Raw genomic sequence first — 23,405 nt, 5'->3', positions numbered from 1 at the left:
TGCGAGGTTGAGCATGAAAACGGCAAAGCGAGCAAGCAAAATTTCGGAATCTCGGCATGCGCAATGACGCTAAGGCAAAAACATTAGCCATTTGGGAAGTATGGATAACCTGACTATTTTTTGACCCTAGGTTATGTTAAAAACGCGTTGTTTTTTAATGATTTTTGTTTTCCAGGTTACATCGCATGACGAAATTTGCAGGAATAATAGTTTTTGTTTCGGCTTTGATCGTGGCGCTTGGGTGGCTTGCTGGCGGGGGGTCCGTCGACAAAAACGCGGCCAAGTTTGTTGAACGGTTAGATAGTTTTCAGGTTTGAGCGCCTGCCGAAACAAGGGAAAAAGAGGCCTTTGGCCTCTTTTTTCTTTTCCTACATTGTTGTGGCAGCGAAATAGGCATCTAGCTGGGGTTGCAGCCACGCCCACAAGTCGGGTGCGCCGCGTTTGACCGGAGTGCCGACACGGGTTTCGATCTGCGCATAACTGACATCATAATCCACCCATGATCCGCCGCCCGTTGCCAGGTTTCCGACTGGTGCCTGAAAACGGTCGACTGCCTTGGCAAAGCGGGCATCGGGACTGTCGGCCGCTTCGAACTCATGCCACAGAGACAGAAAGGTCGCCTTTTGATTATCCGGTAGCATCCCGAACAGGCGCTCTGCTGCGGCTTGCTCTTCGGCTTCTTGGGCCGCGTGGTCGACATGACCATGAATGGGGTTATCCCCGGCGTCGATCTCAACAACATCATGCAGCAGAAGCATTTGTAAAACGCGGTCAATGGACACATCGGGTGCTGCGTATTCGGACAGAATCCAGGCGTACAGCATGATGTGCCATGAATGCTCGGCCGAATTCTCGAACCGCTCACCGCTGAGCAGGCGCGAAGCCCGGTAGACGGATTTCAGTTGGTCGCTTTCGGCAAGAAATCCAAGGCGAGCTGAGAATGAAGTCTGTGCAGGGGTGTCTCCGTTCAGCAGGCTTTGCGCTGCGGTATAGGCGTCTGGAAATTCGGTCTTCAGATAAGCGGCCCGCCCGCCGTTCAGATTGTCCTGAACAATAGCTTTGTGATCCGCCCTCGGGGCCGCGGCGCAGAGGACCTGAAACATCGGCTGGCAGCGATCAAGGGATTTCGCGAATCTGGCGTCTTGGGTCTGATCGGCCTCGAACTCTTGCCACAGGTTCAGACAAGCCTCGGCCTGATCTTCGGGCAAAAGATCGAACAATTCTGACGCGGCGGCTTGCTCGGCCCGTTCGACCGCTTGCCAGTCGGTTTGCAGATGGATCGGATGATCGCCAACGATGATTTCGACCAAATCATGCAGCAACAGCATGCGGATGACCCGATCAATGCTGACACCTTCATCAGCCAAAGGTTGCATAACCAGCGCCCAAAGCGCGAGTTGCCAGCTGTGTTCAGCCGCGTTTTCAGCGCGGGATTGATCCAGAAGAAAATTCGCGCGATCGACCGATTTCAGTCTGTCCACGCGTTTGAGAAATTCGATTTGCGCGGACAGTCTGTTTGTCATTGTTTTTCGATCGCTTTCAATTTGGAGCGGTGATCCGAGAGCCTCTGGATCACGAACTTGCGGGCTTTGCGCTCGGCCAACCGCACGCGAATTTCGGTCAGGAAGGCTTCTTCCAAAGTCTGCGAGGACGCTCCCAGATGTTCGCCCACTTCGACAAAGAAACGGTCGTCGCCGGTTTCATCCATCACTTTCATTGTGTCCTCGGCCAGCTTGGCGGCCAGGGTGGTGATGGTGTCAGACATCAGCGTGTGTTCTCGGTCAGGCGGCGTTTCACATAGTCGCTGACATCGGTCATCAGAGTATCCATGTGACGATCCTGGAAGAAGTGATCGGCGCCATCAACCTCGTTATGGGTGATGGTGATTCCCTTTTGTTCGTGCAGCTTGTTCACCAGCGAGGTTGTGTCCGCAGGTGGTGCCACGCGGTCGGCTGATCCGTTGATGATCAGGCCCGAGGACGGGCAGGGCGCCAGGAATGAAAAGTCGTACATGTTTGCAGGGGGTGACACGCTGATAAAGCCGGTGATTTCCGGGCGCCGCATCAACAACTGCATGCCGATCCATGCACCAAACGAGAAACCCGCGACCCAGCAGTGTTTCGAGTTGTTGTTCATTGACTGCAGGTAATCCAGCGCCGAGGCTGCGTCGCTCAACTCACCAACACCCTGGTCGTATTCACCCTGGCTGCGACCCACGCCACGGAAATTGAACCGCAAAACGGTAAAGCCCATGTTGTAGAATGCGTAATGCAGGTTGTAGACCACCTTGTTGTTCATGGTCCCGCCAAATTGAGGATGCGGATGAAGCACGATGGCGATCGGTGCGTCTTTTTCCTTTTGCGGGTGGTAGCGGCCTTCCAGGCGGCCTTCGGGTCCGGGAAAAATCACCTCGGGCATGTGTGCTTTGGTCCTGTCTTTTTCTTCTTGGTGCCGGGATATACTTGACGGTTATCGTCGGGCACCTTAGAACGGTTCTAATAATTTTGCATTGCGCAATGCGCTGCCCGTCGGAGATACGCACTGGCAGCGGCGGCGTCAATGTTTTCGCGCGTTATCGACCAAAAGGGGACGAGAATGAAGCTTTCGACCAAGGGTCGCTACGCGATGGTAGCTATGGCCGATATCGCCCTGCAACCGACAGATACGCTTGTAACGCTGAGTGAGATTTCTGAGCGGCAGGACATCTCACTGCCTTATCTTGAGCAATTGTTTGTGAAACTACGCCGAGCCGATCTGGTCTCATCGGTTCGCGGACCGGGTGGCGGGTATCGGTTGTCGCGGTCGCCTTCGGAAATTCGCGTGGTCGAGATTCTGTCGGCGGTCGACGAAACAGTGGATGCGCTGCAAAAAGGCGCAGGGGCGTCGGGTGCGTCATCAGGAAGCCGGGCGCAATCGCTAAGCAACCGCTTGTGGGAAGGGTTAAGCGCCCATGTTTATGTTTTTCTGCATCAAACCCGACTGTCGGACGTAATCAGGAACGATTTGGCCCCGTGTCCCGCGGTTCCGAGCCTGTTTGCAGTGGTGGACGAGTGAGATTATGCACTTGGGCTATGAAAACGCGATACCACTTCGCATTCGTGAAAAGGTGACTCCATGAGTCGTGTTTACCTGGATCATAATGCCACGACTCCTTTGCGCCCCGAGGCCAGAGAGGCGATGATCGCGGCGATGGAGGTTTGCGGCAACCCGTCTTCGGTGCATGCCGAGGGACGTGCCGCCAAGGCCTTGATCGAGAAGGCGCGGGCGCAAATCGCGGCGGCCTTTGGGGCAGATGGGGCGGATATCGTATTCACGTCGGGTTCCACCGAGGGGGCGGCGCTGACCTTACGCGGGCGTGGCCTGCATGGATCTGCTGTTGAGCATGACGCGGTAAGATCCTGGATTACAGAAGACTTGCCAGCGGACGCCTCGGGCCGCGTTCAAGTCTCCGATCCTGCTCAATCGACCTTGCAGCTGGCGAATTCGGAAACCGGTATCGTGCAGGCTTTGCCTGCGGGGCTTGCTGTAACCGATGCGACGCAAGCTTTTGGAAAACTACCGGTGGCCTTCAACTGGCTGGGTGCCCAAATGGCGCTGATCTCAGCGCATAAATTGGGTGGCCCCAAGGGTGTTGGTGCTGTTGTGATGAAACGCGGCACGGATTTGCCTGCCCAAATTCAAGGCGGTGGTCAGGAAATGGGGCGCCGGTCGGGTACCGAAAATGTCATTGGAATCGCGGGCTTCGGGGCCGCAGCAGAAGCCGCTGCACGGGATCTTGCCAATGGGGTTTGGGACCAGGTCAAAGAAATTAGAAATATTCTAGAAAATGCCCTTGAGGCCGGTTCTAAATTGACTATTTTTGTCGGGAAGGATCAGGATCGCCTGCCTAACACATTGTGTTTTGCCACTCCGGGATGGAAAGGCGAAACGCAGGTCATGCAAATGGACCTGGCGGGGTTTGCCATCAGCGCGGGTTCTGCCTGTTCCAGTGGCAAGGTGCGCGCCAGCGCGGTCCTCACGGCAATGGGGTATGATGAGGTCACGGCAGCCAGCGCAATACGCGTTTCGCTGGGACCTTTTACGACGAAAGAAGATGTGCTGCGTTTCGCCGAAACGTGGCTGGAAAAAGAGAAAAAGCATCGCGCGCGTGCCGCGTGACTTGACGGAGTGAAGGAAATGGCCGCTTTGGACCAGACCCAGGTAAAAGAAGGTGTCGATCAGGAAACCGTGGACGCGGTGCGCGAGGCTGGCACTTATAAATACGGCTGGGATACCGATATCGAAATGGAGTACGCGCCCAAAGGTGTGAACCCGGATATCGTTCGACTGATCTCTGACAAAAACGAAGAGCCCGAATGGATGACCGAATGGCGTCTGTCGGCCTTTGAACGCTGGACCAAGATGGAAGAGCCGACCTGGGCGATGGTACATTACCCGCCGATCGACTTTCAGGACCAGTATTACTATGCCCGTCCCAAGTCGATGGAAGAAAAGCCAAAATCGCTGGACGAGGTCGACCCCAAACTGCTGGCCACCTATGAAAAGCTGGGCATTCCGCTGAAAGAACAGATGATTTTGGCCGGCGTCGAAGGCGCCGAGAATGCGCCCGCCGAAGGCCGTAAGGTCGCTGTGGACGCGGTATTTGACTCGGTCTCTGTTGGTACAACCTTCAAGGATGAGCTTGCCAAGGCTGGTGTGATCTTCTGCTCGATCTCTGAGGCGATCAAGGAACACCCTGAACTGGTTAAGAAATACTTGGGCACTGTGGTTCCGGTATCCGACAACTTCTATGCCACGCTGAACTCGGCCGTATTCTCGGACGGATCGTTCGTTTACATCCCACCGGGTGTTCGCTGCCCGATGGAGCTGAGCACCTATTTCCGCATCAACGCCGAAAACACTGGTCAGTTCGAACGCACGCTGATCATCGCCGATAAGGGATCATATGTGTCCTATCTGGAAGGCTGCACCGCGCCGCAACGTGACACCGCGCAGTTGCATGCCGCTGTGGTTGAGATCATCGTCGAAGAAGATGCTGAAGTTAAATACTCGACCGTTCAAAACTGGTTCCCCGGTGATGAAAACGGCAAGGGCGGTATCTATAACTTTGTGACCAAGCGGGCGGATTGCCGGGGCGACCGGTCCAAGGTGATGTGGACGCAGGTCGAAACCGGCTCGGCCGTGACCTGGAAATACCCGTCCTGCATCCTGCGTGGCAATGAAAGCCAGGGTGAGTTCTATTCGATCGCGATTGCCAACAATTATCAGCAGGCCGACACCGGCACCAAGATGATTCACCTGGGTAAGAACACAAAGTCGCGCATCGTGTCCAAGGGCATCAGCGCGGGCAAGGCGCAGAACACCTATCGCGGGCTGGTTTCGATGCACCCAAAGGCGAAGGACAGCCGGAACTATACGCAGTGTGACAGCCTGCTTATCGGTGACAAATGCGGCGCACATACGGTTCCGTATATCGAGGTCAAGAACAACTCGAGCCGTGTGGAACACGAAGCGACGACATCCAAAGTGGACGACGATCAGCTGTTCTACTGCCGCCAGCGCGGTATGGACGAGGAAGAAGCCGTGGCCTTGGTCGTCAACGGGTTCTGCAAGGACGTGCTGCAGGCATTGCCGATGGAGTTTGCCATGGAAGCGCAGCAGCTTGTTGCAATCTCGCTGGAAGGCTCGGTTGGGTAGAAGGATTCTGGAAAAGGCTTCCTCTGGGACGACTGTGAAATGCCAAAATTTTTTGACATCAACAGGTTGCACCACCTGATCGATCTTCTCGGTCCGGCAAGATTAACGCGCGTCGTGGATATCGGAGCCAATCCACTAGATGAATCACCGTACTACAAACTCAGGGATGCGAAGCTGTGTGAAGTGTGGGGTTTTGAACCTCAACCAGAGGCATATGCCCAATTGGTTGAGTCAGCAGGATCGCAGGAACACTATCTACCGTATGCTGTGGGGTGCGGAGGTGAACAAACGCTCAACGTCTACAGGAGCAGTGGTTTTACGTCTTTTTACGAGCCAAATCCGGATTGGTTGGCAACTCTAGGGAAGTGGGACAAACAACTCACGCTTAAAGAAAAGTTGGATGTTGTCGGACATCGTCTGGACGATATTGAAGGCTTGCCCGAGTTTGATTTGCTCAAAATCGACGTTCAGGGTGCCGAGACCCAGATTTTTGAAGAAGGTGGCAAAAAGCTGAGCGAGGCATGCGCGGTTATTTCTGAAGTGGCTGCGATTCCCATCTACCAGGACCAACCACTGTTGAATGCTCAGATGACTGTTTTGGAAAGATACGGATACTCTCTTCACAAGTTTCTCTTCTTCAAACCGAGAGCGTTGCATGGAAGCAAGTTGTCCAAACGCCTGCGCCCAAGGTTTCACGCCAACCAGTTGACCGATGGGGACGCAGTGTTTCTGCGAAACTTGTTGAACTTGGATAAAGTGGAAAGCGAAAAACTAAAGCACCTCGCCATTCTGGCCGACTCGGTATTCGAAAGCTTCGATGTCGCGGCTCTTTCTCTGACAGAACTATTGAAACGTGGAGAAATTTCTGAGGAATCCGCGAATAGTTATGTTGACCAATTGCACAAAACAACCTGAAACGATACGCGCTCCCTGACTGGGGCAGAAAGAGAAAACATGCTGGAAATCAAGAACCTGCACGTACAGCTTGAAGACGAAGACAAGCAAATCCTCAAGGGTGTGGACCTGACGGTCGAGCCTGGCAAGGTACACGCAATCATGGGACCGAATGGCTCGGGCAAATCGACGCTCAGCTATGTGCTTTCGGGACGTGACGGCTATGAGGTCACCGAAGGTACGGCGACGCTGGACGGCGAAGACCTGCTGGACATGGAGCCAGAAGAGCGTGCTGCCGCTGGCGTCTTTCTTGCGTTCCAGTATCCGGTCGAAATTCCCGGCGTTGGCAACATGACTTTCCTGCGCACAGCGGTAAACGCTCAGCGTAAAGCGCGCGGAGAAGAGGAGTTGTCAGCGGCAGACTTCCTGAAAGAAGTCCGCGCCAAGGCCAAGACGCTGAAAATCGACGCCGATATGCTCAAGCGTCCGGTCAATGTTGGTTTCTCGGGCGGTGAGAAAAAGCGTAACGAGATCCTGCAGATGGCTATGCTGGAACCCAAGATGTGCATCATGGACGAAACCGACTCGGGTCTCGACGTGGATGCGATGAAGCTGGTGTCCGAAGGCGTGAACGCGCTGCGCAACGAAGGTCGCAGCTTTTTGGTCATCACCCACTATCAGCGGCTGCTGGATCACATCAAACCGGACGTCGTACACATCATGGCCGACGGTCGTATCGTGAAGACCGGCGGACCCGAGCTGGCGTTGGAAGTTGAACATAATGGCTATGCCGACATTCTGGCCGAGGTGAACTGATGGCTTTGCCACAAGAGAAACTGACCGCAACCGAGGAGCGGCTGGCATCCCTGGCCATGCCCGAGATGTGCGGATGCACCCGTGCCGCACGCGAGGATGCGCTTGCGCGTGTGCAAGAGATGGGCCTGCCTGGCCGTCGCGATGAGTACTGGAAGTACACACGTCCTGATACGCTGATCTCGGCTCAAGCACCGCGCGCCGAGGTTTTCGATGCGGGCGAGCCCATGATTTTCGAAGACATGGACAATCTGAAAATTGTCTTCGTCGACGGAGTATTCAGCCCCGAGGAATCCGATGATCTGACACTTGAGGGTGTGATGATCGACCGGATCGAGGATATCTGCGGCAAGGATATTCACTGGGCCAAAGAGCTGTATGGCGCGTTAGAGAGCCGTGGCCAGACCCCAGTGCCGCGTCCGCTGGCTGCGCTGAACACAGCCTTTGCCAAAGATGGTGTTGCCATCCATGTGACAGGCAAACCGTCCAAGCCGATCTGCCTGATGTATCGTCACGCCTCGGAAACATCGGACGCGATGCTGCATCACGTGATCCGTGTCGAACCAGATGCCGAAGTCACCGTGCTTGAGGTTGGTCCGGCCGCGTCGCGCTTTAACAAGGTGATGGAGATCGACATCGCCGACAATGGGACGCTGCATCATGTGCGCGCGCAAGGTCGCGATCATGAACGTCGGGCAATGACTCATATGTTCGCCCGTCTGGGAACGGAATCGACCTATAAGTCATTTACCCTGACCGCAAACGGCGTTCTGACCCGCAATGAGCAGGTCGTGGAACTGACCGGAGATGATGCGGTTGCCCATGTGGCAGGTGCATGTGTCGGAGACGGTGATTTTCACCATGACGACACAGTGTTTATCACCCATGACGCGGTGAACTGCGAAAGCCGCCAGGTGTTCAAGAAGGTTCTGCGCAACGGTGCGACCGGCGTCTTCCAGGGTAAGATCCTCGTGAAAGAAGGCGCGCAGAAGACAGATGGCTATCAGATCAGCCAGTCGCTTCTGTTGGACGACGACAGCCAGTTCCTCGCCAAGCCCGAGCTTGAGATCTATGCCGATGATGTGGCCTGTTCACACGGCTCGACCTCGGGCGCGATTGACGAGACGGCTCTGTTCTACCTGCGATCACGCGGCGTTCCAGTCAAGGACGCAACCAACATGCTGACACTGGCCTTTCTGGCCGAAGCGGTGGACGAGATCGAAGACAGCGAAGTTGCTGAAAAGATCGTGAACCGTTTGGAAGATTGGCTGGCGCGCCGCAGCTGATGCCAGTCACATCGGATATCGTGGCCACTTACCGGGGGCCGGGGCGCGTCGTGCGTCGGCTTCTGGATTTGGGGCAGCGGGAAGACAGGGCCTTGGTCTTTGTCATGGGGTTTTGCGTGGTGGCTTTCATCGCACAGCTTCCCGGCCTAGCGCGGCGGGCGCATTTGGAAGGGCTTGAGCTGAACGCGCTGATGGCCGCGGCTTTGCTAGGCACTGTTTTCATACTGCCGTTGCTGTTTTACCTTCTGGCGTTCGTATCATACGGGGCCGCTCGTTTGGTTGGCGGACGCGGCACGGCTTATGGTGCCCGTCTGGCTTTGTTTTGGGCTTTACTGTCGTCGACACCATTGGTGTTGTTGAACGGTCTGGTGGCGGGTCTCATCGGGCCAGGACCTGCGTTAACCCTGGTAGGGGCAGCCTGGTTTGGCGTGTTTATCTGGTTCTGGCTGGCGGGCTTGAGACAAACACAAAGGCAGGCGGAATGAATTTCTCGACCCTAGGTAACATTGCGGTCCTGACGCTGGTCAACCCGGCTGAAGCGGCCCGGCACCTATTATCCTTTCGCGCCGGGCGCGAAGTTCTGTGGCTGGCCTTCTGTCTGGCCGTCGTTTTGAATGGGCTGGTGCAGTTTGGGATCGAACATCTGGTTCCTTCGCCGGAAGGCCTGAATGTTCCAACACCCGAACCGATTTTCATGAGCCTTATCCGCTCGGCCGCCCTAATGATGTTCAGCATTGCGGCGTTCCTGTTCGTCGGGCGTTTGCTGGGCGGGCGCGCGTCATTCGACGAGATCATGACGCTGACGGTCTGGTTGCAGTTCCTGCAAAGCGCAGCGATGTTCGTAACGCTTGTGCTGGCCATTTTCGTTCCGGTTTTGATGGTGCTGTTTTTGTTCGCCACAGCGCTGGTGAGCCTTTACGTCACGCTGCATTTCCTCAATGAAGCGCATAAGTTCGGAACGCTTTGGAAATCCTTTGGGGTCATAGTGTTGTCTGCGTTGATCGCAGCCCCCTTTGTCCTCGCTTTAACACCCAGCGGCCCGGTATAGGGATATGAAGACCATGTATGACGTAGAAAAAATCCGCGCGGACTTTCCGATTCTGTCACGTGAGGTAAACGGCAAACCGCTGACTTATCTGGACAATGGTGCCTCTGCGCAGAAACCTCAGGTGGTGATCGATGCGGTGACCCGCGCCTATGCCGAGGAATACGCGAATGTGCATCGTGGCCTACATTACCTGTCCAACCTCGCGACCGAAAAGTACGAGTCCGTCCGCGGCAGCATCGCCCGTTTCCTTGGGGCGGCGGATGAGAATGAGATCGTCCTGAACTCGGGCACGACCGAGGGGATCAACCTTGTGGCCTATGGCTGGGCGATGCCGCGCCTTCAGGCCGGGGATGAGATTGTCCTTAGCGTCATGGAGCATCACGCCAACATCGTTCCCTGGCATTTCCTGCGCGAACGGCAGGGGGTTGTCCTGAAGTGGGTCGATATCGATGCGGATGGCGGGCTGGACCCGCAGGCCGTGATCGATGCAATCGGTCCCAAGACCAAACTGGTCGCGGTCACGCAATGCTCGAACGTGCTGGGAACGGTGGTGGATGTTAAGGCCATTACTGAAGGTGCGCATGCCAAAGGCGTTCCGGTGCTGGTCGACGGCAGCCAGGGTGCCGTGCATATGCCGGTCAATGTGTCGGATATTGGCTGCGACTTTTATGCAATCACCGGGCACAAGCTGTATGGCCCGTCCGGTTCGGGCGCGATTTATATCAAATCCGAACGCATGGCCGAGATGCGCCCCTTCATCGGTGGCGGCGACATGATCAAAGAGGTCAGCAAAGATCAGGTGATCTACAACGACCCCCCAATGAAGTTTGAGGCCGGAACACCCGGTATCGTGCAAACGATTGGTTTGGGCGTGGCGCTTGACTATATGATGGACCTGGGGATGGAGAACATCGCCGCCCACGAAGGCGCGCTTCGCGACTATGCGATGCAGCGGTTGACCGGTTTGAACTGGCTGCAGGTACAAGGCACACGTCCCGATAAGGCCGCTATTTTCAGCTTTACGCTGGATGGTGCAGGGCATGCGCATGACGTGTCGACGATCCTCGACAAAAAAGGGGTTGCCGTGCGGGCCGGTCATCATTGCGCTGGTCCACTGATGGATTTTTTCGGCGTGACCGCCACCTGCCGCGCCAGCTTTGGACTGTACAACACCAAAGATGAGGTCGACACGCTGGTCGATGCCCTTGAACTGGCGCATGATTTGTTTGCCTAAAAGCTGGTCGATCCGGGTGGATTTTCAGTTGCACCCGGATCGGAACAAGGATAGCTAACGGCCAAGGCACCTGTAGCTCAGCTGGATAGAGCGCTGCCCTCCGAAGGCAGAGGCCAGAGGTTCGAATCCTCTCAGGTGCGCCATACCACCTCGCATTAGCAGTTATTCTGAGTGTCCTATATTGGAGACTGCGTCCCTTAATTTGACGCTATGATGACTGGTTCTGATACAGTCCGGTAAGCGACAATATCTGGTCGATGGAACGCAGTTCATCGAGGTTGAACTGTTCTTTTCATAAGGAGTAATTCTAGGTTACTTAAAAACAAAGAGCGCCCAGAGGCGCTCGTTGTTTTTTAAGATTTTGGAAGTGTTAACCGCCCCAGCTACGGACCTCACCGCAGTCCATATGGACGAAATTCGAGCGGGAGTACTTGCCCACTCCACCAGCGCGGCAGGACATTGCAGCCTTGGCCATTTGCGACACTGAACGCGACGACAGGCGCAGGTCAGCCGCTTGGCCTTTCATGTGCAATGAGTTCTTGGCAACCCGACGAGAACGAGACCGAAGCATCGCGTTGGTTTGCGGAGAACGATAGCCGGACAGCAGCATATAGGGCTCATTTACGTCCAGAAGGTTATGCGATGCAGCCATGATGTCGATCGTGCGCAGATCCATGTCTTTGCTTTGATCAGTCCGCCAGTCACGCATGAAGTGGTTCACTTCTTTGACAGCGTCCTTGATGTATTTTCCATCGACCCAATATATCATATCAATCCGTTCGCCGGTGCGACCGGAATACATACGAATACGTCGGATATCGCCGCCGCCTCGAAGGAAACCTGCTGCATTGGAATAGGTCGGTGCGGCCACAACTGCCGTAGCTGCAAATGCGCCCAGAAGGGCACGTCGGGTCAAGCCCGATGTACTGCTCATCGTCATTTCAGTTTCGTCCCGTACTGTTCCTGCCTGCACACGATGTTACGCGCGCGATATTAATTTTTTCCCATCCCAGATGCGGGATTTATGACACAGTCGGTTTTGTCCGCCAAGAAGTCTTTCGGATTCATCAATTCAAGGGGGAAATTTCGGCAGTTTTTTGCGCAGGTGATGCGAATATGTATAATATTGAGACATTTGGCGGCGCATTTCCGCCGGGCGATGCAAAGACGCATCACGCACCGAAAGATGCGCCAGGTTGATACGTTTGTGAATAGACAACGCGCCCAAGGCGTAACCATATTTGATCCGCGCGCATTTCTGCTGCGTAAAATAATGAATAATCAAGGCCATCCAATGTTCTCAGGTATTCGGACCCGTTCTGGTATTATTTTCACCGCATGTTTTCTGGCTTCGGCGTCCGTAGTGAATGCAGACACCCGGCCAGCGACGGCGTTTCAGATGGCTGTTGCCGAATTTGCGCCCTCGGGGTCAGGAATCGCCGAGTTTTACCGCGAGAATGGTTTTGCCCCGGTTTGGGTTGGCGAAACGCCGCTGCATTCGGCGCGCCGCGCACGGCTGATCCAGGCCTTGTCATCGACCGATATGCATGGATTGCCGCAGGGTTCGGACAGCGTCCAGTCCCTTGTGGAACAGATGCAAGAGGCCCGTACGACGCGCGATCTGGGCGCTGTTGAGGTCAGTCTGACCCGCGCTTTCGCTGAATACGCGCGCAATCTCCAGTCGGGCGCGCTGCGCCCATCCCAGATTGATGATGGGTTAGTGCGCAAGGTTCAAAGGGCTTCGACAAAGGAGCACTTGCAGGGGTTGATCGCAGGGGAAAATGGCTCGTATTTCGATCAATTGGCCCCGCAAACAACCCAGTACCGGGCCTTGATGAAGCAGAAGTTGGTGCTGCAGGACCTCATCCATCAAGGCGGTTGGGGCGCGACGGTTCCTGTTGCTAAGTTGGAATATGGCGACACCGGACCCAATGTAATAAAACTGCGCAATCGTTTGGTTTCCATGGGGTATTTGCGTCCTACCGCCAGCCCGGAGTTTGATGCGGCTTTGTTGGGTGCCGTTCAGGCGTTCCAGACAGATCATGGTCTTGCGCCGGACGGTGTGGCCGGTCAGGGCACGATTTCTGAGTTGAACCGCAGTGCCTCCGACCGTCTAAAGGCTGTCTATGTCGCATTGGAGCGCGAGCGCTGGTTGCCGCGCGAACGGGGTGAGCGGCACATTTTGGTAAATCAGGCTGATTTCTCGGCCAAGATCGTCGATGACGGGTTGGTCACGTTCGAAACGCGCGCGGTGATCGGCAAGAACACACATGACCGACGCAGCCCCGAGTTCTCGGACAAGATGGAGCATATGGTCATCAACCCCAGTTGGTATGTGCCGCGCTCGATCATCACCAAGGAATACCTGCCCCAACTGCAATCAAATCCCAACGCCGTTGGCCATATCCAGATCACCGACCGCAGCGGTCGGCAGGTCAATCGCGGCGCGGTGGATTTCACTCAGTTCAACGCGCGGAACTTTCCGTTTGCGATGCGCCAACCGCCCAGCAAAAGCAATGCGCTGGGGCTGGTGAAGTTCATGTTCCCCAACAAGTACAACATCTATCTGCATGATACGCCTCAGAAAAGTCTGTTCGCGCGTGAGGTGCGGGCGTTCTCGCACGGGTGTATCCGCCTGGCAGATCCGTTTGATTTCGCCTATGCGTTGTTGGCCAAGCAGGAAGAAAACCCAAAGGCGTTTTTTCAGCGTGTTCTGGCCACGGGTAAGGAAACCACGGTGCAATTGGAACAGCATGTTCCGGTTCACCTGATCTACCGCACGGCTTATGTCGGCCCCAAGGGTGAGGTTCAGTATCGCCGGGATGTCTATGAGCGTGATCGGAAAATCTGGGAGGCCTTGCAGAAAGCAGGGGTGGCCCTGCCGGACGTTCAGGGGTAATCAGCGGGGCAGATCCTTAAACCGGGAAGCCCGATATGCACTATACCATCCAGCAAATCGCCGACGCTCTTGGGGCAGACTGCCAGGGCGATACTGGCCTGATCGTTGAACGCGCGGCTGAGCCGGGTGATGCAGCGGCGACTGATCTGGCGATGGCGATGTCTCCGAAATATGCCGAGGCGCTGAGCGGCAGCTCGGCACGGACAGCCGTGTTGTGGGAAGGTGCGGATTGGCAAGCGCTAGGGTTGGAGGCGGCCATCTTTGTGCCCCGTCCGCGTATGGCGATGGCCGGGATCACCACAATGTTGGATCGCGGGCAGGGCGTAGCGCCGGGTATTCACCCTTCGGCCGTGATCGACCCGACCGCGGAAATCCCCAAAGACGCAGCCATCGGCCCCTTGGCCGTCATCGGTGCGCGGGTTCGTATTGGCAAAGGCGCAGTTATCGGCCCGCATTGCGTGATTGGCATGGATACGGTTCTGGGCGAAAACGCCATGTTGCGTGAGATGGTTAGCATCGGGTCCAGGGCGCAGATCGGTGATCGTTTCATTGCCCAACCCGGCGCACGGATCGGGAGCGACGGGTTCAGCTTTGTTACCCCCGAGGTTTCGGATGTTGAGAATGTCCGCAAAACAATGGGCGACAAAGGTGATGCGCGGGCGCAAAGCTGGCTTCGCATTCACTCGCTGGGTGCAGTTGAGATCGGGGATGACGTTGAGGTCGGCGCCAATTGTACCGTCGACAACGGAACGATCCGGAATACCTGCATCGGAAACGGGTCCAAGTTGGACAATCTTGTGCATGTGGGGCACAACACACGGGTTGGGCAGGATTGTCTAATTTGTGGTCAGGCTGGCGTTTCCGGCTCGGTCGAGATTGGCAATAACGTGGTACTGGGTGGCCAGACCGGCGTGGTCGACAACATCTTTATCGGTGACGGCGTGATAGCGGCGGGCGGCACTAAAATCCTGTCCAACGTTCCTGCGGGTCGGGTACTAATGGGATATCCGGCCATCAAAATGGAAACCCATACCGACATCTACAAAGCACAACGTCGTTTGCCCCGCATGGCGCGTGACGTCGAGGCGTTGAAAAAGGCTGTTTTCAAACAGCCCCCGAGTGATTAAATCATCCGCAACGGGAAAATCAGAGGACCGACATGAGCATCACCGACCGCGTCATCGCAATCATTGCTGAGCAGGCCGTGCTGGAGCCTTCGGACGTCACGCCCGAAAGTACACTTGAAGATCTGGGTATCGACAGCCTGGGTCTGGTCGAGAGCATTTTCGCCATCGAAGAAGAGTTCGATATCTCGGTCCCGTTCAACGCGAATGAACCACAAGCCAGCGATTTCGATATCTCAAATGTGGCAGCGATCATTGCCGGGATCGAAAAGCTTGTGTCGGAAAAGGTCTGACCTGAAATTATGAAACGCGTTGTTATTTCCGGGGCCGGGACGATTAATTCGCTGGGTCACTCTGTCCCTGATACGCTTGAAGCTATGCGCGAAGGGCGTTGTGGTATCTCGCAACTTGAATTCCGCGATGTTGAGCGGCTTTCCATCAAAATCGGCGGCCAAGTGCGCGGGTTCGAGGCCGAAGGGCGGTTTAATCGCCAGCAGATGAGCCTTTACGATCGCTTTACGCAATTCACGCTGACCGCCGCGAAAGAGGCGATTGACCAATCCGGGATCGAGTTTCACGGAGATCTTGCTGCTCGGTCCGGTGTCGTTCTTGGCACCGCCGGTGGCGGCGTGTCCACTTGGGACGATAATTACCGTTCCGTCTACGAGGACGGTAAAAACCGTGTGCATCCATTTGTGGTGCCCAAACTGATGAACAACGCGGCGGCCAGCCACGTGTCTATGGAACATAACCTGAAGGGGCCAAGTTTTACGGTTTCAACCGCTTGCGCCTCATCCAATCACGCGATGGCATTGGCGTTTCAGATGGTCCGCAGCGGCGCCGCACCTGCAATGATCACGGGTGGATCAGAATCCATGTTGTGTTTTGGCGGCGTCAAAGCCTGGGAAGGCCTGCGCGTGATGTCCAAGGACGCTTGCCGCCCGTTCAGCGCCAACCGAAATGGAATGGTGCAGGGCGAAGGGGCCGGGGCTTTTGTCTTTGAAGAATACGAACATGCGCGCGCACGAGGGGCAGATATCCTGTGTGAGGTTGTCGGCTTTGCCATGTCCTCGGATGCGTCCGACATCGTGATGCCCAGTAAGCAGGGCGCGGCACGTGCCATGTCAGGTGCGCTGACCGATGCGCGCCTGAATGCGGACCAAGTCGGGTACATCAATGCGCATGGGACGGGCACAGCGGCGAACGACAAGACCGAATGCGCGGCGGTGGCCGGTGTGTTCGGGCCGCACGCAGACGACCTGATGATATCGTCCACGAAATCCATGCACGGGCATTTGATTGGGGGTACTGGCGCGGTCGAGTTGCTGGCATGTATCATGGCGTTGCGCGACGGGGTGATCGCCCCAACCATCGGTTATGAAGATCCAGATCCCGAATGTGCTTTGGACGTGGTGCCAAATGAGGCGCGAGACGCGAAGGTGGATGTTGCGCTTAGCAATGCGTTTGCCTTTGGCGGGTTGAACGCGGTTTTGGCTCTGAAACGGGTCTGAAGCTTCGGAAGCAAAACGACAAAACGCCGCCCGAAGGACTGGGCGGCGTTTTCTGTTTTACTAGTATTAGTTTTTGATGACTTCCAGCTGGTCAAACCCGGCAGTGAACCCTGCTAGAGATATTTCCAATTGCAGCGCCTGCGAAGGTGCCAGAACAGAAACCATCGACAAGGTACCTTTGGTCCCACTCTTCAAAGCTTCGAGGTCTTGCTGGGTAAAGCCCACTTGCGCAAGGCACCCAACGGGGTTGCAGTGGTGATAGTTGTATCGTTTGCCCGGCGCTCCGTCGATCGACAAGGATATCTGAGCTTGCAAAAGCACCTCGAGGGGCACAACGATGATCGCAGCAGCTACGGCCGGAGCTTCTTCGGGCAGCTTTTCAATCGTAATTTCCGCAATGGGCTGGTCTTGCTGACCGGTCAGAATCTGTCGCATGACACAAGGTTCGCTGTCAGTTCCTGTATTGATGCACATGACTGCCCAGTCGCCGGTCTCTTCCTTAAGGTACTGCTCGCCAATACGCGGGCCGGATTCCCCAAGATCCAGGTCAGCACCGGTTTGGGTTTGCGGAGCCTCGGCATCCTGCGTTGCTTCTTGTGCATAAGCGGCACCACACCAAAGCGCAGCGGCCACAAGGCTGAGAGATAGAGTGTTCTTGATCATGAATGCCTCGGCTATGTGATTGAGCTTTTTGACCCGTCTATCATCCTTGGATCATGGTGTCAGGCATTAAGCTGCACAAATGGGTGACCGTAGTCAGCTTTTTGCCGCTTTCCAGTGCTTGAAACCAGGATGAAACAAAAAAGAAAGGGAACCGGTGGAGCGGCTCCCTTTCATAAATTTTTCTCCCCGTCGGACTGGCCGACTTAGTTATGCGCAGACGTTACGAAAGGCGGTCGCATGCGTCAACTGAAAACCTGAAATTTTAATGGAAGAACCAGCATTGCTTTAAAAAAACCGCGCCCGAAGGCGCGGTCAGTCGACAGGGAGGAAGTTTGCCGCACCCGACCTCTGACAGCGAGGGCAGCAAAATGACTATCGCAGTCAAAGGTTAACTTTGTATGCTGGGTCCAGATCGGTGGAAATTAAGGCCTTACCTACATGGACAAAAACATTTTTCTGGGCGGCGCGGGTGAAGATTACAGCCAGCCTCAAAACCTGACCCTCAAATATGCCAACCGGCACGGGTTGATCGCAGGGGCGACGGGCACAGGCAAAACGGTGACGTTGCAAATCCTGGCCGAGGGGTTCTCGGCTGCGGGCGTCCCAGTGTTTCTATCCGATGTCAAAGGCGACTTGTCCGGGTTAGCAATGGCGGGCAGTGAAAGTCACAAGTTGCACCAGGCGTTTCAGGATCGCGCGGCGCGCATCGGCTTTCAGGATTATACCTATGCCGCATGCCCGGTAACATTTTGGGATCTGTTCGGCGAACAAGGCCATCCTGTTCGAACGACCGTTACAGAAATGGGGCCATTGCTGTTGTCTAGGCTCATGGACCTGAGCGAGGCGCAGGAAGGTATTTTGAACATTGCTTTCCGAGTGGCGGATGAAGAAGGGATGCCGCTGCTGGATCTCAAGGATCTGCAAGCCCTGCTGGTCTGGATCGGTGAGAACCGCACACAGTTATCCCTGCGCTATGGTAATGTCTCGACTGCTTCGATTGGAGCAATCCAGCGGCGGTTGTTGGTGTTGGAAAACCAGGGCGGAACCAATTTGTTCGGTGAACCCGCGCTGGAATTGGCCGATCTGATGCGTACTGATGCAAACGGGCAGGGGATGGTGAACATCCTGGCCTCGGATAAGCTAATGGGGTCGCCGCGTCTCTATGCGACTTTCCTGTTGTGGCTGTTGAGTGAGCTGTTCGAGGAATTGCCCGAGGTCGGCGACCCCGACAAACCCAAGTTGGTGTTCTTCTTTGATGAGGCCCATTTGTTGTTCGAAGATGCGCCCAAGGTTTTGGTAGACAAAGTAGAGCAGGTCGCACGGCTGATCCGTTCCAAGGGTGTCGGCGTCTATTTCATTTCTCAAAACCCGGCGGATATTCCCGAAGATATTCTGGGGCAACTCGGCAACCGGGTGCAGCACGCGCTGCGTGCCTTTACCGCGCGGGATCGCAAGAACCTGCGTTTGGCGGCCGAAACCTATCGCGAAAACCCGGCCTTTGACACCGAAACCGCAATCCGAGAGGTTGGCGTGGGTGAGGCAGTCACGTCGATGCTGCAAAAGAAGGGCGTGCCAGGTATTGTTGAGCGGACGCTGATCCGTCCACCGGGAACACAACTTGGGCCAATCACCGCGTCCGAGCGTCAGGCGATCATGACAGCGTCACCGATGCAGGCCAAGTATGGTACATTGAAGGATCGGAAATCGGCCTTTGAAATTCTGCAGGCACGCGCCGATCAGGCCGCGCAGGCTGCTGCAAAAGCAGAAGAACAAGAAGAGACACAATCTGTTGCTGAACGCGAGTTCGCCACGGCCAGGCGCTATTCCGGTGGCCGGGTCGGGCGATCTTCCTCTCGCGTTAAACGGCAGAAAGATACCTTTGCTACAGCAATGAGCGAGGCCGTCATCAAAGAGCTAAAAGGTACAACCGGGCGCCGCATTGTTCGTGGAATTCTGGGCGGGTTGTTCCGCGCTAGGTAAGCCCAAGGCGCCGCACAGCGGTTTCGTTGCGCGGCGCTGTTTAGGTTACTTCAGACGACGCTGACCTTCCTGCCGGCAGTAGCCGTCAGCCTCGGCCACAGACATCTTGGTCGCGGGGTAGTCGATGGCACGATCCCAGATGACGCGATCCGGGCGGTACAACTGGCACGTCACCACACCCTTTGAGGTCTGGACCTGAACTGGATCGGTTTCCAGATCTTCGGGTGACGGGATACATGCGGCCAGGCTGGCAACAACTGTCAGCATTAGGATTTTTGGGATAAACGAAGTTTTCATGTGTCGTCTTCTTACTCTCGAGAGGTGACCTGTAGTATCAGCGTCAACTGACTAATTAACCGTGAAGGCGATCTGGCGCAGGTCCGGAAACTGCCCAACGATAATTCGGTCTATTAAGGTTCGGTTCATGAATCAAGAAACCGCGCCGATTTTGAGGCGCGGTTCCGAATATTCCCCTGAAAGTGATCTATTTCTCGGGGATCAAGCCCCTTGGACTGAATCTGAGAACAATCAGTAGGATCAACCCCATGGTCAGCAGGCGCATATGCGCGGCGCTTTCGATCAGATGTGCCTTAAGCGCGCTGCCATCAGGCAATCCAGCGGTGATCAGGTTCATCAGCCACAGCCCGATAGGTTCGACCTGAACCCACAGGAACCAGATCACGAACGCGCCCAGTACCGCACCAAAATTGTTACCTGATCCACCGACGATCACCATTACCCAGACCAGGAATGTAAACCGCAATGGCTGATACGCGCTGGGGGTCAACTGGCCGTCCAGCGTTGTCATCATAGCACCTGCAATTCCGCAGATGGCCGAGCCCAGCACAAAGATCTGCAAATGGCGGCGGGTCACGTCCTTGCCCATCGCCTCGGCCGCGACCTCGTTGTCACGAATGGCGCGCATCATGCGGCCCCACGGGCTGTTCAGCGCCTTTTGCGCCATCCAGAGCAGGACCAGCAGAACGATCAGGAACAGAAACGAATAGCCCAGTTTAACCGCCAGCGTCGAAGCCGTGACTGTATCCAGCCCCAACCATTCGGCGCGAGCGACAAAGCCAGGGTCACTCTGCAGATCGACCTCGTACCCAACGACCGGCGCAGGGCGCGGGATGCCGTAGACGTTTTTGACGCCCCGGGCCAACCAGTCCTCGTTTTTCAAGATCGCGATGATGATCTCGGCAATCCCCAGCGTTGCAATCGCCAGATAGTCCGAGCGCAGGCCCAGAGCAGTTTTACCAATCAGCCACGCTGCACCAGCCGCCAGCAGTCCACCTGCGGGCCAGGCCAGCAGAACAGGCAGATTCAGACCGCCGAGGTTGCCCGCAACAGCCGGTTCAATGGCCTCGACCGCCGCGGTGTTGGGGTCGAGAACAGCGCGGTAAACAAAGAAGCCGATGATGAGAATGGCAATGATCGACAAAGTCCGAACCCGACCTTTGGGCATCTTCTGCGCCACCAGAACTGTGGCCACAACGGTTGCAGCGCCCAGCAGCAGGGCCAGTACAATACCGAAACCTCCGGCAGACCAGGCGCCAGGTGTTGTCGGGGTCGAGACCAGCACAACGGCAAGCCCGCCCAACGCAACAAAGCCCATGACCCCGACGTTGAACAAACCGGCGAAACCCCATTGCAGGTTCACCCCAAGCGCCATGATGGCCGAGATCAGTCCCATGTTCAGGATCAATATCGCGGCGTTCCAGCTTTGCGTGAATCCGGTCAGCAGGATCAGGCCACCAACAACAGCGAAAAGCAGCGTATTTTTGACAGGCTCGGTCATACCGCTTTCCCTTTAAACAGACCCGTAGGTTTGAACAGAAGCACGATCAGCAAAATGACAAAACTTACGGCGAATTTGTAATCGGTGGACAGGAATTGCACCAATCCCGACGGCTCCAGGTTTTCCGGGGCAAGATAGGTCAGCACCTTTTTCCAGGCGTAAGTGATCGTGACTTCGGAAAAGGCGATGATGAACCCGCCGGCAATGGCACCCACAGGGCTGCCTAACCCGCCGACGATGGCCGAGGCGAAAATCGGCAGAAGCAGCTGGAAATAAACGAAAGGTTTAAAGCTCTTGTCCAGCCCGTACAGGACCCCGGCCGTGGTCGCGAGCGCCGCCACGATGATCCATGTAATCATCACCACCCGCTCGGGGTTGATACCGGACAGCAGGGCGAGATCTTCGTTATCCGAATACGCACGCATCGATTTGCCAGTGCGGGTTTTGTTGAGGAACCAGAACAACAGCACAACGGCAACAACTGCAACGATGACGGTAATGCCCTGAGATGTCTTGATCGCCAGCCCCTCATTCAGCCCGGTCATGGCCTTGAATTCACGTGCGGAGATCACAAACCGCTGACCGTCCGAAAACCTCTGATCGTCCGGGCCGATGATGAACCGCACCAGACCGTTCATGATGAACATCACGCCCATCGACACAATAACCAGAATGACCGGCTTGGCCTTTTGCTCGCGATAAAATCGATAGACCATTCGGTCGGTGATCAGCACCAGAACGATACAGCCCAATATGGCAAAGGGCAGGGCCAAAAGGGCGGTCGGCAGCGGACCAAAACTGACCCCAACGGCCTGCAGCCCCCAGGTGACCAGAACGGCGATCATCGCGCCAAAGGCCATCGTGTCGCCATGGGCAAAGTTGGAAAACCGCAGGATACCGTAGATCAGCGTGACCCCCAGCGCCCCCAGTGCCAGCTGGCTGCCATAAGCAATTGCAGGCACCAACACAAAATTCGCAAGCGCGACAAGCGCGTTCAGTATGTCCATCTCACCTTCTCATTCCGCCGGGTGCGGCCTTATGGCATACCCGCGCGCAAAGACACAATATTTCAACGGTTATGGACGGTCGAATTCCGAAGAAAAACTGCATATGGGCAGCGTTCCTTTCGGGCAATCAAGGCGCGCCTGACAGGATCATGTCCGTCAGACGCGTCGCTGGTTCAGCTTTGCTGTTCTTGCGATAGTAAATGTGGTCAATTTTTGAGCGTACAGACCCCGCGTTCGTTGCGCTGTTGCCCGCCAGAGGCGCGAACTTCAAGGTGGCCGGTCTCTGATGCAACCGTGTATCCCACACTTCCGTTGCTTAGAATTTGTAGAAATTCCTGCGCGCCGAGGCCGGGGATCACAAGGACTTCATGCTCTTGACCCTCGGCCAGCAGCAAGCCCTTGGATTGCCCTTCGATCTGTTTCAGCACGACCTGGTGGGCTGGTTCAATTGGATTGCACCCACCGGGGTTGCAGGTTTCGGTAATCTGGCACTCGTAAACAAATTCACCTTGCGCGGGGGCTTGCGACACGGCCTGCGCGGTCGCAGGCAGAACGATGGCGGCAAGCGCAGCCAGATATTTCATAATATGTCTCCTGAAGGGGGCAATTGCCCGAAATATTTGAGAATCCAATCAGGATTCCCGCTGTTCGCGCGTTCGTGATTAGGGGCGGATCGTGGCGGAAATTGAGCCGAGACAGGGCGGAATTCTGAAGGGATTAATTTTAACAATTCTTAGGGGAGTGGGGTAACCATCCGGGAATAAACCGTTTTATTGGAGGTTGTTTATCCGACCAGTGGCGCAAAGCTGCAAACGCCATCTTCTCGCCACGATTGGTTGCATGAAAGCACGCGTTTTAACCGTGTCAAAGAGGCGTTGACACGCGAACACAGCCTTTCACCTGGGATCAACTGAAAGTGAGGACCGCCGTGCAGCCCGTTGAAGTTATTGATCTAAATGATGATCTTGCCCTGTGCTCGAGGGCGCTGACTAATGGGAGGTACATCATGAAAATCTGTGCAGTAGTGATATTGAGCGCGGCTTTGCCAGCAATGGCGCTAGCCGCAACAAGCGACCCTCTGGACGGGGCGGATTTCGTTGTTAATTGCGTATCGGACAATACTGGCGGCGCGGTGACATTGGCGAGGTCCGGAACCACGGATAAGGGATTTATCGTCACTGATGACATCCGCGGAGAGGCCACGATCATTGCCGGTCTGAACTCGCTGACCTTTCTGCACATCATGGACAAGGACGTCGTGACCTTTGTCGTGGATTTTGAGGATCTGAACTACGACATGTCGATTAAAGGACCGCATGCCGCGCAGGATTTCGGGTCGTGTGGTGATCCGATCGGGTGAATGAGGCTGAATGTATTGGTGGTGAAGGTAGTACTAATGAGAATAAGTCCTATTTACCCCACCTCAGCTATTTATCGTAAAGTTACCGAAG

General features: G+C 55.7%; 25 protein-coding genes and 1 tRNA gene. 16 read left to right on the top strand and 10 right to left on the bottom strand.

Annotation, left to right across the window (positions count from 1 at the left end; translation table 11 throughout):
* Positions 1–368: 368 nt before the first annotated feature.
* From ACR0B0_RS05115 to ACR0B0_RS05105, 3 genes are read right to left on the bottom strand one after another with little or no spacing between them, the layout of a single operon-like run.
* Positions 369–1,523, bottom strand: a complete 1,155-nt coding sequence (locus ACR0B0_RS05115) for an HD domain-containing protein (protein ID WP_480646678.1) — start codon at positions 1,521–1,523, stop codon at positions 369–371.
* The gene (locus tag ACR0B0_RS05110; protein WP_170348755.1) at positions 1,520–1,765 is read right to left on the bottom strand and encodes a hypothetical protein; all 246 of its coding nucleotides are present in this window, start codon (positions 1,763–1,765) and stop codon (positions 1,520–1,522) included. Before ACR0B0_RS05110 ends, ACR0B0_RS05115 begins: the two co-directional genes overlap by 4 nt.
* On the bottom strand, positions 1,765–2,418 hold the full coding sequence (locus ACR0B0_RS05105; RefSeq protein ID WP_170348754.1) for an alpha/beta hydrolase: 654 nt from the start codon (positions 2,416–2,418) through the stop codon (positions 1,765–1,767). The genes ACR0B0_RS05110 and ACR0B0_RS05105 overlap by 1 nt, the downstream gene beginning before the upstream one ends.
* 177 nt (positions 2,419–2,595) lie before the next feature.
* On the opposite strand from ACR0B0_RS05105, the gene iscR reads away from it, so the two are divergent.
* The 10 genes from iscR to ACR0B0_RS05055 all read left to right on the top strand — a co-directional run bounded on the left by iscR (position 2,596) and on the right by ACR0B0_RS05055 (position 11,115).
* Positions 2,596–3,054, top strand: coding sequence for a Fe-S cluster assembly transcriptional regulator IscR (iscR, locus tag ACR0B0_RS05100; protein ID WP_170348753.1), 459 nt, complete (start codon positions 2,596–2,598; stop codon positions 3,052–3,054).
* Between the two features lie 60 nt (positions 3,055–3,114).
* On the top strand, positions 3,115–4,158 hold the full coding sequence (locus ACR0B0_RS05095; RefSeq protein ID WP_170348752.1) for a cysteine desulfurase family protein: 1,044 nt from the start codon (positions 3,115–3,117) through the stop codon (positions 4,156–4,158).
* Between the two features lie 18 nt (positions 4,159–4,176).
* Positions 4,177–5,697 (top strand): Fe-S cluster assembly protein SufB, encoded by a 1,521-nt coding sequence (gene sufB, locus ACR0B0_RS05090; RefSeq protein ID WP_170348751.1) that lies wholly within the window; start codon positions 4,177–4,179, stop codon positions 5,695–5,697.
* A 39-nt stretch (positions 5,698–5,736) separates the two neighbouring features.
* The gene (locus ACR0B0_RS05085) at positions 5,737–6,612 is read left to right on the top strand and encodes an FkbM family methyltransferase (protein ID WP_170348750.1); all 876 of its coding nucleotides are present in this window, start codon (positions 5,737–5,739) and stop codon (positions 6,610–6,612) included.
* A 39-nt stretch (positions 6,613–6,651) separates the two neighbouring features.
* Positions 6,652–7,407, top strand: coding sequence for a Fe-S cluster assembly ATPase SufC (sufC, locus tag ACR0B0_RS05080; protein WP_170358524.1), 756 nt, complete (start codon positions 6,652–6,654; stop codon positions 7,405–7,407).
* Positions 7,407–8,690: a Fe-S cluster assembly protein SufD gene (sufD, locus tag ACR0B0_RS05075; protein ID WP_170348748.1), complete on the top strand. Its 1,284-nt coding sequence runs from the start codon at positions 7,407–7,409 to the stop codon at positions 8,688–8,690. The genes sufC and sufD overlap by 1 nt, the downstream gene beginning before the upstream one ends.
* Positions 8,690–9,175 (top strand): YIP1 family protein, encoded by a 486-nt coding sequence (locus ACR0B0_RS05070; protein ID WP_170348747.1) that lies wholly within the window; start codon positions 8,690–8,692, stop codon positions 9,173–9,175. The genes sufD and ACR0B0_RS05070 overlap by 1 nt, the downstream gene beginning before the upstream one ends.
* The gene (locus ACR0B0_RS05065) at positions 9,172–9,738 is read left to right on the top strand and encodes a YIP1 family protein (RefSeq protein WP_366550304.1); all 567 of its coding nucleotides are present in this window, start codon (positions 9,172–9,174) and stop codon (positions 9,736–9,738) included. Before ACR0B0_RS05070 ends, ACR0B0_RS05065 begins: the two co-directional genes overlap by 4 nt.
* Before the next feature lie 13 nt (positions 9,739–9,751).
* Positions 9,752–10,972 carry a cysteine desulfurase gene (locus ACR0B0_RS05060; RefSeq protein ID WP_480646676.1) on the top strand — a complete coding sequence of 407 codons (1,221 nt, stop codon included), beginning with the start codon at positions 9,752–9,754 and terminating at the stop codon, positions 10,970–10,972.
* A 66-nt stretch (positions 10,973–11,038) separates the two neighbouring features.
* A tRNA-Arg gene (locus ACR0B0_RS05055) sits at positions 11,039–11,115 on the top strand.
* A 227-nt stretch (positions 11,116–11,342) separates the two neighbouring features.
* Here the strand turns inward: ACR0B0_RS05055 and mepK are convergent.
* On the bottom strand, positions 11,343–11,912 hold the full coding sequence (gene mepK / locus ACR0B0_RS05050) for a peptidoglycan L,D-endopeptidase MepK (protein WP_170348744.1): 570 nt from the start codon (positions 11,910–11,912) through the stop codon (positions 11,343–11,345).
* Between the two features lie 132 nt (positions 11,913–12,044).
* Entirely contained in the window at positions 12,045–12,263 is a 219-nt protein-coding gene (locus ACR0B0_RS05045; protein ID WP_170348743.1) for a hypothetical protein, read from the bottom strand.
* A 3-nt stretch (positions 12,264–12,266) separates the two neighbouring features.
* On the opposite strand from ACR0B0_RS05045, the gene ACR0B0_RS05040 reads away from it, so the two are divergent.
* The 4 genes from ACR0B0_RS05040 to ACR0B0_RS05025 are packed head-to-tail and all read left to right on the top strand — an operon-like array spanning position 12,267 to position 16,506.
* Positions 12,267–13,871: a L,D-transpeptidase family protein gene (locus tag ACR0B0_RS05040; RefSeq protein WP_170348742.1), complete on the top strand. Its 1,605-nt coding sequence runs from the start codon at positions 12,267–12,269 to the stop codon at positions 13,869–13,871.
* Between the two features lie 35 nt (positions 13,872–13,906).
* Positions 13,907–14,998: a UDP-3-O-(3-hydroxymyristoyl)glucosamine N-acyltransferase gene (gene lpxD, locus ACR0B0_RS05035; RefSeq protein ID WP_480646674.1), complete on the top strand. Its 1,092-nt coding sequence runs from the start codon at positions 13,907–13,909 to the stop codon at positions 14,996–14,998.
* Between the two features lie 32 nt (positions 14,999–15,030).
* Positions 15,031–15,288 carry an acyl carrier protein gene (locus tag ACR0B0_RS05030; protein ID WP_170348740.1) on the top strand — a complete coding sequence of 86 codons (258 nt, stop codon included), beginning with the start codon at positions 15,031–15,033 and terminating at the stop codon, positions 15,286–15,288.
* 9 nt (positions 15,289–15,297) lie between these two features.
* On the top strand, positions 15,298–16,506 hold the full coding sequence (locus tag ACR0B0_RS05025) for a beta-ketoacyl-[acyl-carrier-protein] synthase family protein (protein WP_170375382.1): 1,209 nt from the start codon (positions 15,298–15,300) through the stop codon (positions 16,504–16,506).
* Positions 16,507–16,572: 66 nt separating this feature from the next.
* Here the strand turns inward: ACR0B0_RS05025 and ACR0B0_RS05020 are convergent, their stop codons facing one another.
* The gene (locus tag ACR0B0_RS05020; protein WP_480646672.1) at positions 16,573–17,169 is read right to left on the bottom strand and encodes an invasion associated locus B family protein; all 597 of its coding nucleotides are present in this window, start codon (positions 17,167–17,169) and stop codon (positions 16,573–16,575) included.
* 438 nt (positions 17,170–17,607) lie between these two features.
* On the opposite strand from ACR0B0_RS05020, the gene ACR0B0_RS05015 reads away from it, so the two are divergent.
* The gene (locus ACR0B0_RS05015; protein ID WP_170348737.1) at positions 17,608–19,149 is read left to right on the top strand and encodes a helicase HerA-like domain-containing protein; all 1,542 of its coding nucleotides are present in this window, start codon (positions 17,608–17,610) and stop codon (positions 19,147–19,149) included.
* 45 nt (positions 19,150–19,194) lie between these two features.
* On the opposite strand, the gene ACR0B0_RS05010 is transcribed toward ACR0B0_RS05015, so the two are convergent.
* The 4 genes from ACR0B0_RS05010 to ACR0B0_RS04995 all read right to left on the bottom strand — a co-directional run bounded on the left by ACR0B0_RS05010 (position 19,195) and on the right by ACR0B0_RS04995 (position 22,538).
* Complete coding sequence (locus ACR0B0_RS05010) at positions 19,195–19,446, bottom strand: hypothetical protein (protein WP_170348736.1); 252 nt, start codon at positions 19,444–19,446, stop codon at positions 19,195–19,197.
* Positions 19,447–19,633: 187 nt separating this feature from the next.
* Entirely contained in the window at positions 19,634–20,947 is a 1,314-nt protein-coding gene (locus tag ACR0B0_RS05005) for a branched-chain amino acid ABC transporter permease (protein WP_170348735.1), read from the bottom strand.
* Positions 20,944–21,954 carry a branched-chain amino acid ABC transporter permease gene (locus ACR0B0_RS05000; RefSeq protein WP_170348734.1) on the bottom strand — a complete coding sequence of 337 codons (1,011 nt, stop codon included), beginning with the start codon at positions 21,952–21,954 and terminating at the stop codon, positions 20,944–20,946. The genes ACR0B0_RS05005 and ACR0B0_RS05000 overlap by 4 nt, the downstream gene beginning before the upstream one ends.
* Before the next feature lie 206 nt (positions 21,955–22,160).
* A complete protein-coding gene (locus ACR0B0_RS04995) occupies positions 22,161–22,538 on the bottom strand; it encodes a hypothetical protein (protein WP_170348733.1) in 378 nt (125 codons plus the stop codon).
* Between the two features lie 422 nt (positions 22,539–22,960).
* Here ACR0B0_RS04995 and ACR0B0_RS04990 point away from each other — a divergent pair, with 422 nt between their 5' ends.
* Positions 22,961–23,314 carry a hypothetical protein gene (locus ACR0B0_RS04990; protein ID WP_170348732.1) on the top strand — a complete coding sequence of 118 codons (354 nt, stop codon included), beginning with the start codon at positions 22,961–22,963 and terminating at the stop codon, positions 23,312–23,314.
* The last annotated feature ends 91 nt before the right edge of the window (positions 23,315–23,405 follow it).

This window comes from Ruegeria sp. BA12, from assembly GCF_056539625.1.
The sequence above is the reverse complement of the archived record's forward strand: the minus strand, read 5'-3'. Positions and strand labels throughout refer to the sequence as shown.

Bases quoted from the DNA above. Each gene is read 5' to 3' on its own strand.
- ACR0B0_RS05115 (WP_480646678.1), bottom strand. From the start codon at position 1,523: ATGACAAACAGACTGTCCGCGCAAATCGAATTTCTCAAACGCGTGGAC.
- ACR0B0_RS05110 (WP_170348755.1), bottom strand. From the start codon at position 1,765: ATGTCTGACACCATCACCACCCTGGCCGCCAAGCTGGCCGAGGACACA.
- ACR0B0_RS05105 (WP_170348754.1), bottom strand. From the start codon at position 2,418: ATGCCCGAGGTGATTTTTCCCGGACCCGAAGGCCGCCTGGAAGGCCGC.
- iscR (WP_170348753.1), top strand. From the start codon at position 2,596: ATGAAGCTTTCGACCAAGGGTCGCTACGCGATGGTAGCTATGGCCGAT.
- ACR0B0_RS05095 (WP_170348752.1), top strand. From the start codon at position 3,115: ATGAGTCGTGTTTACCTGGATCATAATGCCACGACTCCTTTGCGCCCC.
- sufB (WP_170348751.1), top strand. From the start codon at position 4,177: ATGGCCGCTTTGGACCAGACCCAGGTAAAAGAAGGTGTCGATCAGGAA.
- ACR0B0_RS05085 (WP_170348750.1), top strand. From the start codon at position 5,737: ATGCCAAAATTTTTTGACATCAACAGGTTGCACCACCTGATCGATCTT.
- sufC (WP_170358524.1), top strand. From the start codon at position 6,652: ATGCTGGAAATCAAGAACCTGCACGTACAGCTTGAAGACGAAGACAAG.
- sufD (WP_170348748.1), top strand. From the start codon at position 7,407: ATGGCTTTGCCACAAGAGAAACTGACCGCAACCGAGGAGCGGCTGGCA.
- ACR0B0_RS05070 (WP_170348747.1), top strand. From the start codon at position 8,690: ATGCCAGTCACATCGGATATCGTGGCCACTTACCGGGGGCCGGGGCGC.
- ACR0B0_RS05065 (WP_366550304.1), top strand. From the start codon at position 9,172: ATGAATTTCTCGACCCTAGGTAACATTGCGGTCCTGACGCTGGTCAAC.
- ACR0B0_RS05060 (WP_480646676.1), top strand. From the start codon at position 9,752: ATGTATGACGTAGAAAAAATCCGCGCGGACTTTCCGATTCTGTCACGT.
- mepK (WP_170348744.1), bottom strand. From the start codon at position 11,912: ATGACGATGAGCAGTACATCGGGCTTGACCCGACGTGCCCTTCTGGGC.
- ACR0B0_RS05045 (WP_170348743.1), bottom strand. From the start codon at position 12,263: ATGGCCTTGATTATTCATTATTTTACGCAGCAGAAATGCGCGCGGATC.
- ACR0B0_RS05040 (WP_170348742.1), top strand. From the start codon at position 12,267: ATGTTCTCAGGTATTCGGACCCGTTCTGGTATTATTTTCACCGCATGT.
- lpxD (WP_480646674.1), top strand. From the start codon at position 13,907: ATGCACTATACCATCCAGCAAATCGCCGACGCTCTTGGGGCAGACTGC.
- ACR0B0_RS05030 (WP_170348740.1), top strand. From the start codon at position 15,031: ATGAGCATCACCGACCGCGTCATCGCAATCATTGCTGAGCAGGCCGTG.
- ACR0B0_RS05025 (WP_170375382.1), top strand. From the start codon at position 15,298: ATGAAACGCGTTGTTATTTCCGGGGCCGGGACGATTAATTCGCTGGGT.
- ACR0B0_RS05020 (WP_480646672.1), bottom strand. From the start codon at position 17,169: ATGATCAAGAACACTCTATCTCTCAGCCTTGTGGCCGCTGCGCTTTGG.
- ACR0B0_RS05015 (WP_170348737.1), top strand. From the start codon at position 17,608: ATGGACAAAAACATTTTTCTGGGCGGCGCGGGTGAAGATTACAGCCAG.
- ACR0B0_RS05010 (WP_170348736.1), bottom strand. From the start codon at position 19,446: ATGAAAACTTCGTTTATCCCAAAAATCCTAATGCTGACAGTTGTTGCC.
- ACR0B0_RS05005 (WP_170348735.1), bottom strand. From the start codon at position 20,947: ATGACCGAGCCTGTCAAAAATACGCTGCTTTTCGCTGTTGTTGGTGGC.
- ACR0B0_RS05000 (WP_170348734.1), bottom strand. From the start codon at position 21,954: ATGGACATACTGAACGCGCTTGTCGCGCTTGCGAATTTTGTGTTGGTG.
- ACR0B0_RS04995 (WP_170348733.1), bottom strand. From the start codon at position 22,538: ATGAAATATCTGGCTGCGCTTGCCGCCATCGTTCTGCCTGCGACCGCG.
- ACR0B0_RS04990 (WP_170348732.1), top strand. From the start codon at position 22,961: ATGAAAATCTGTGCAGTAGTGATATTGAGCGCGGCTTTGCCAGCAATG.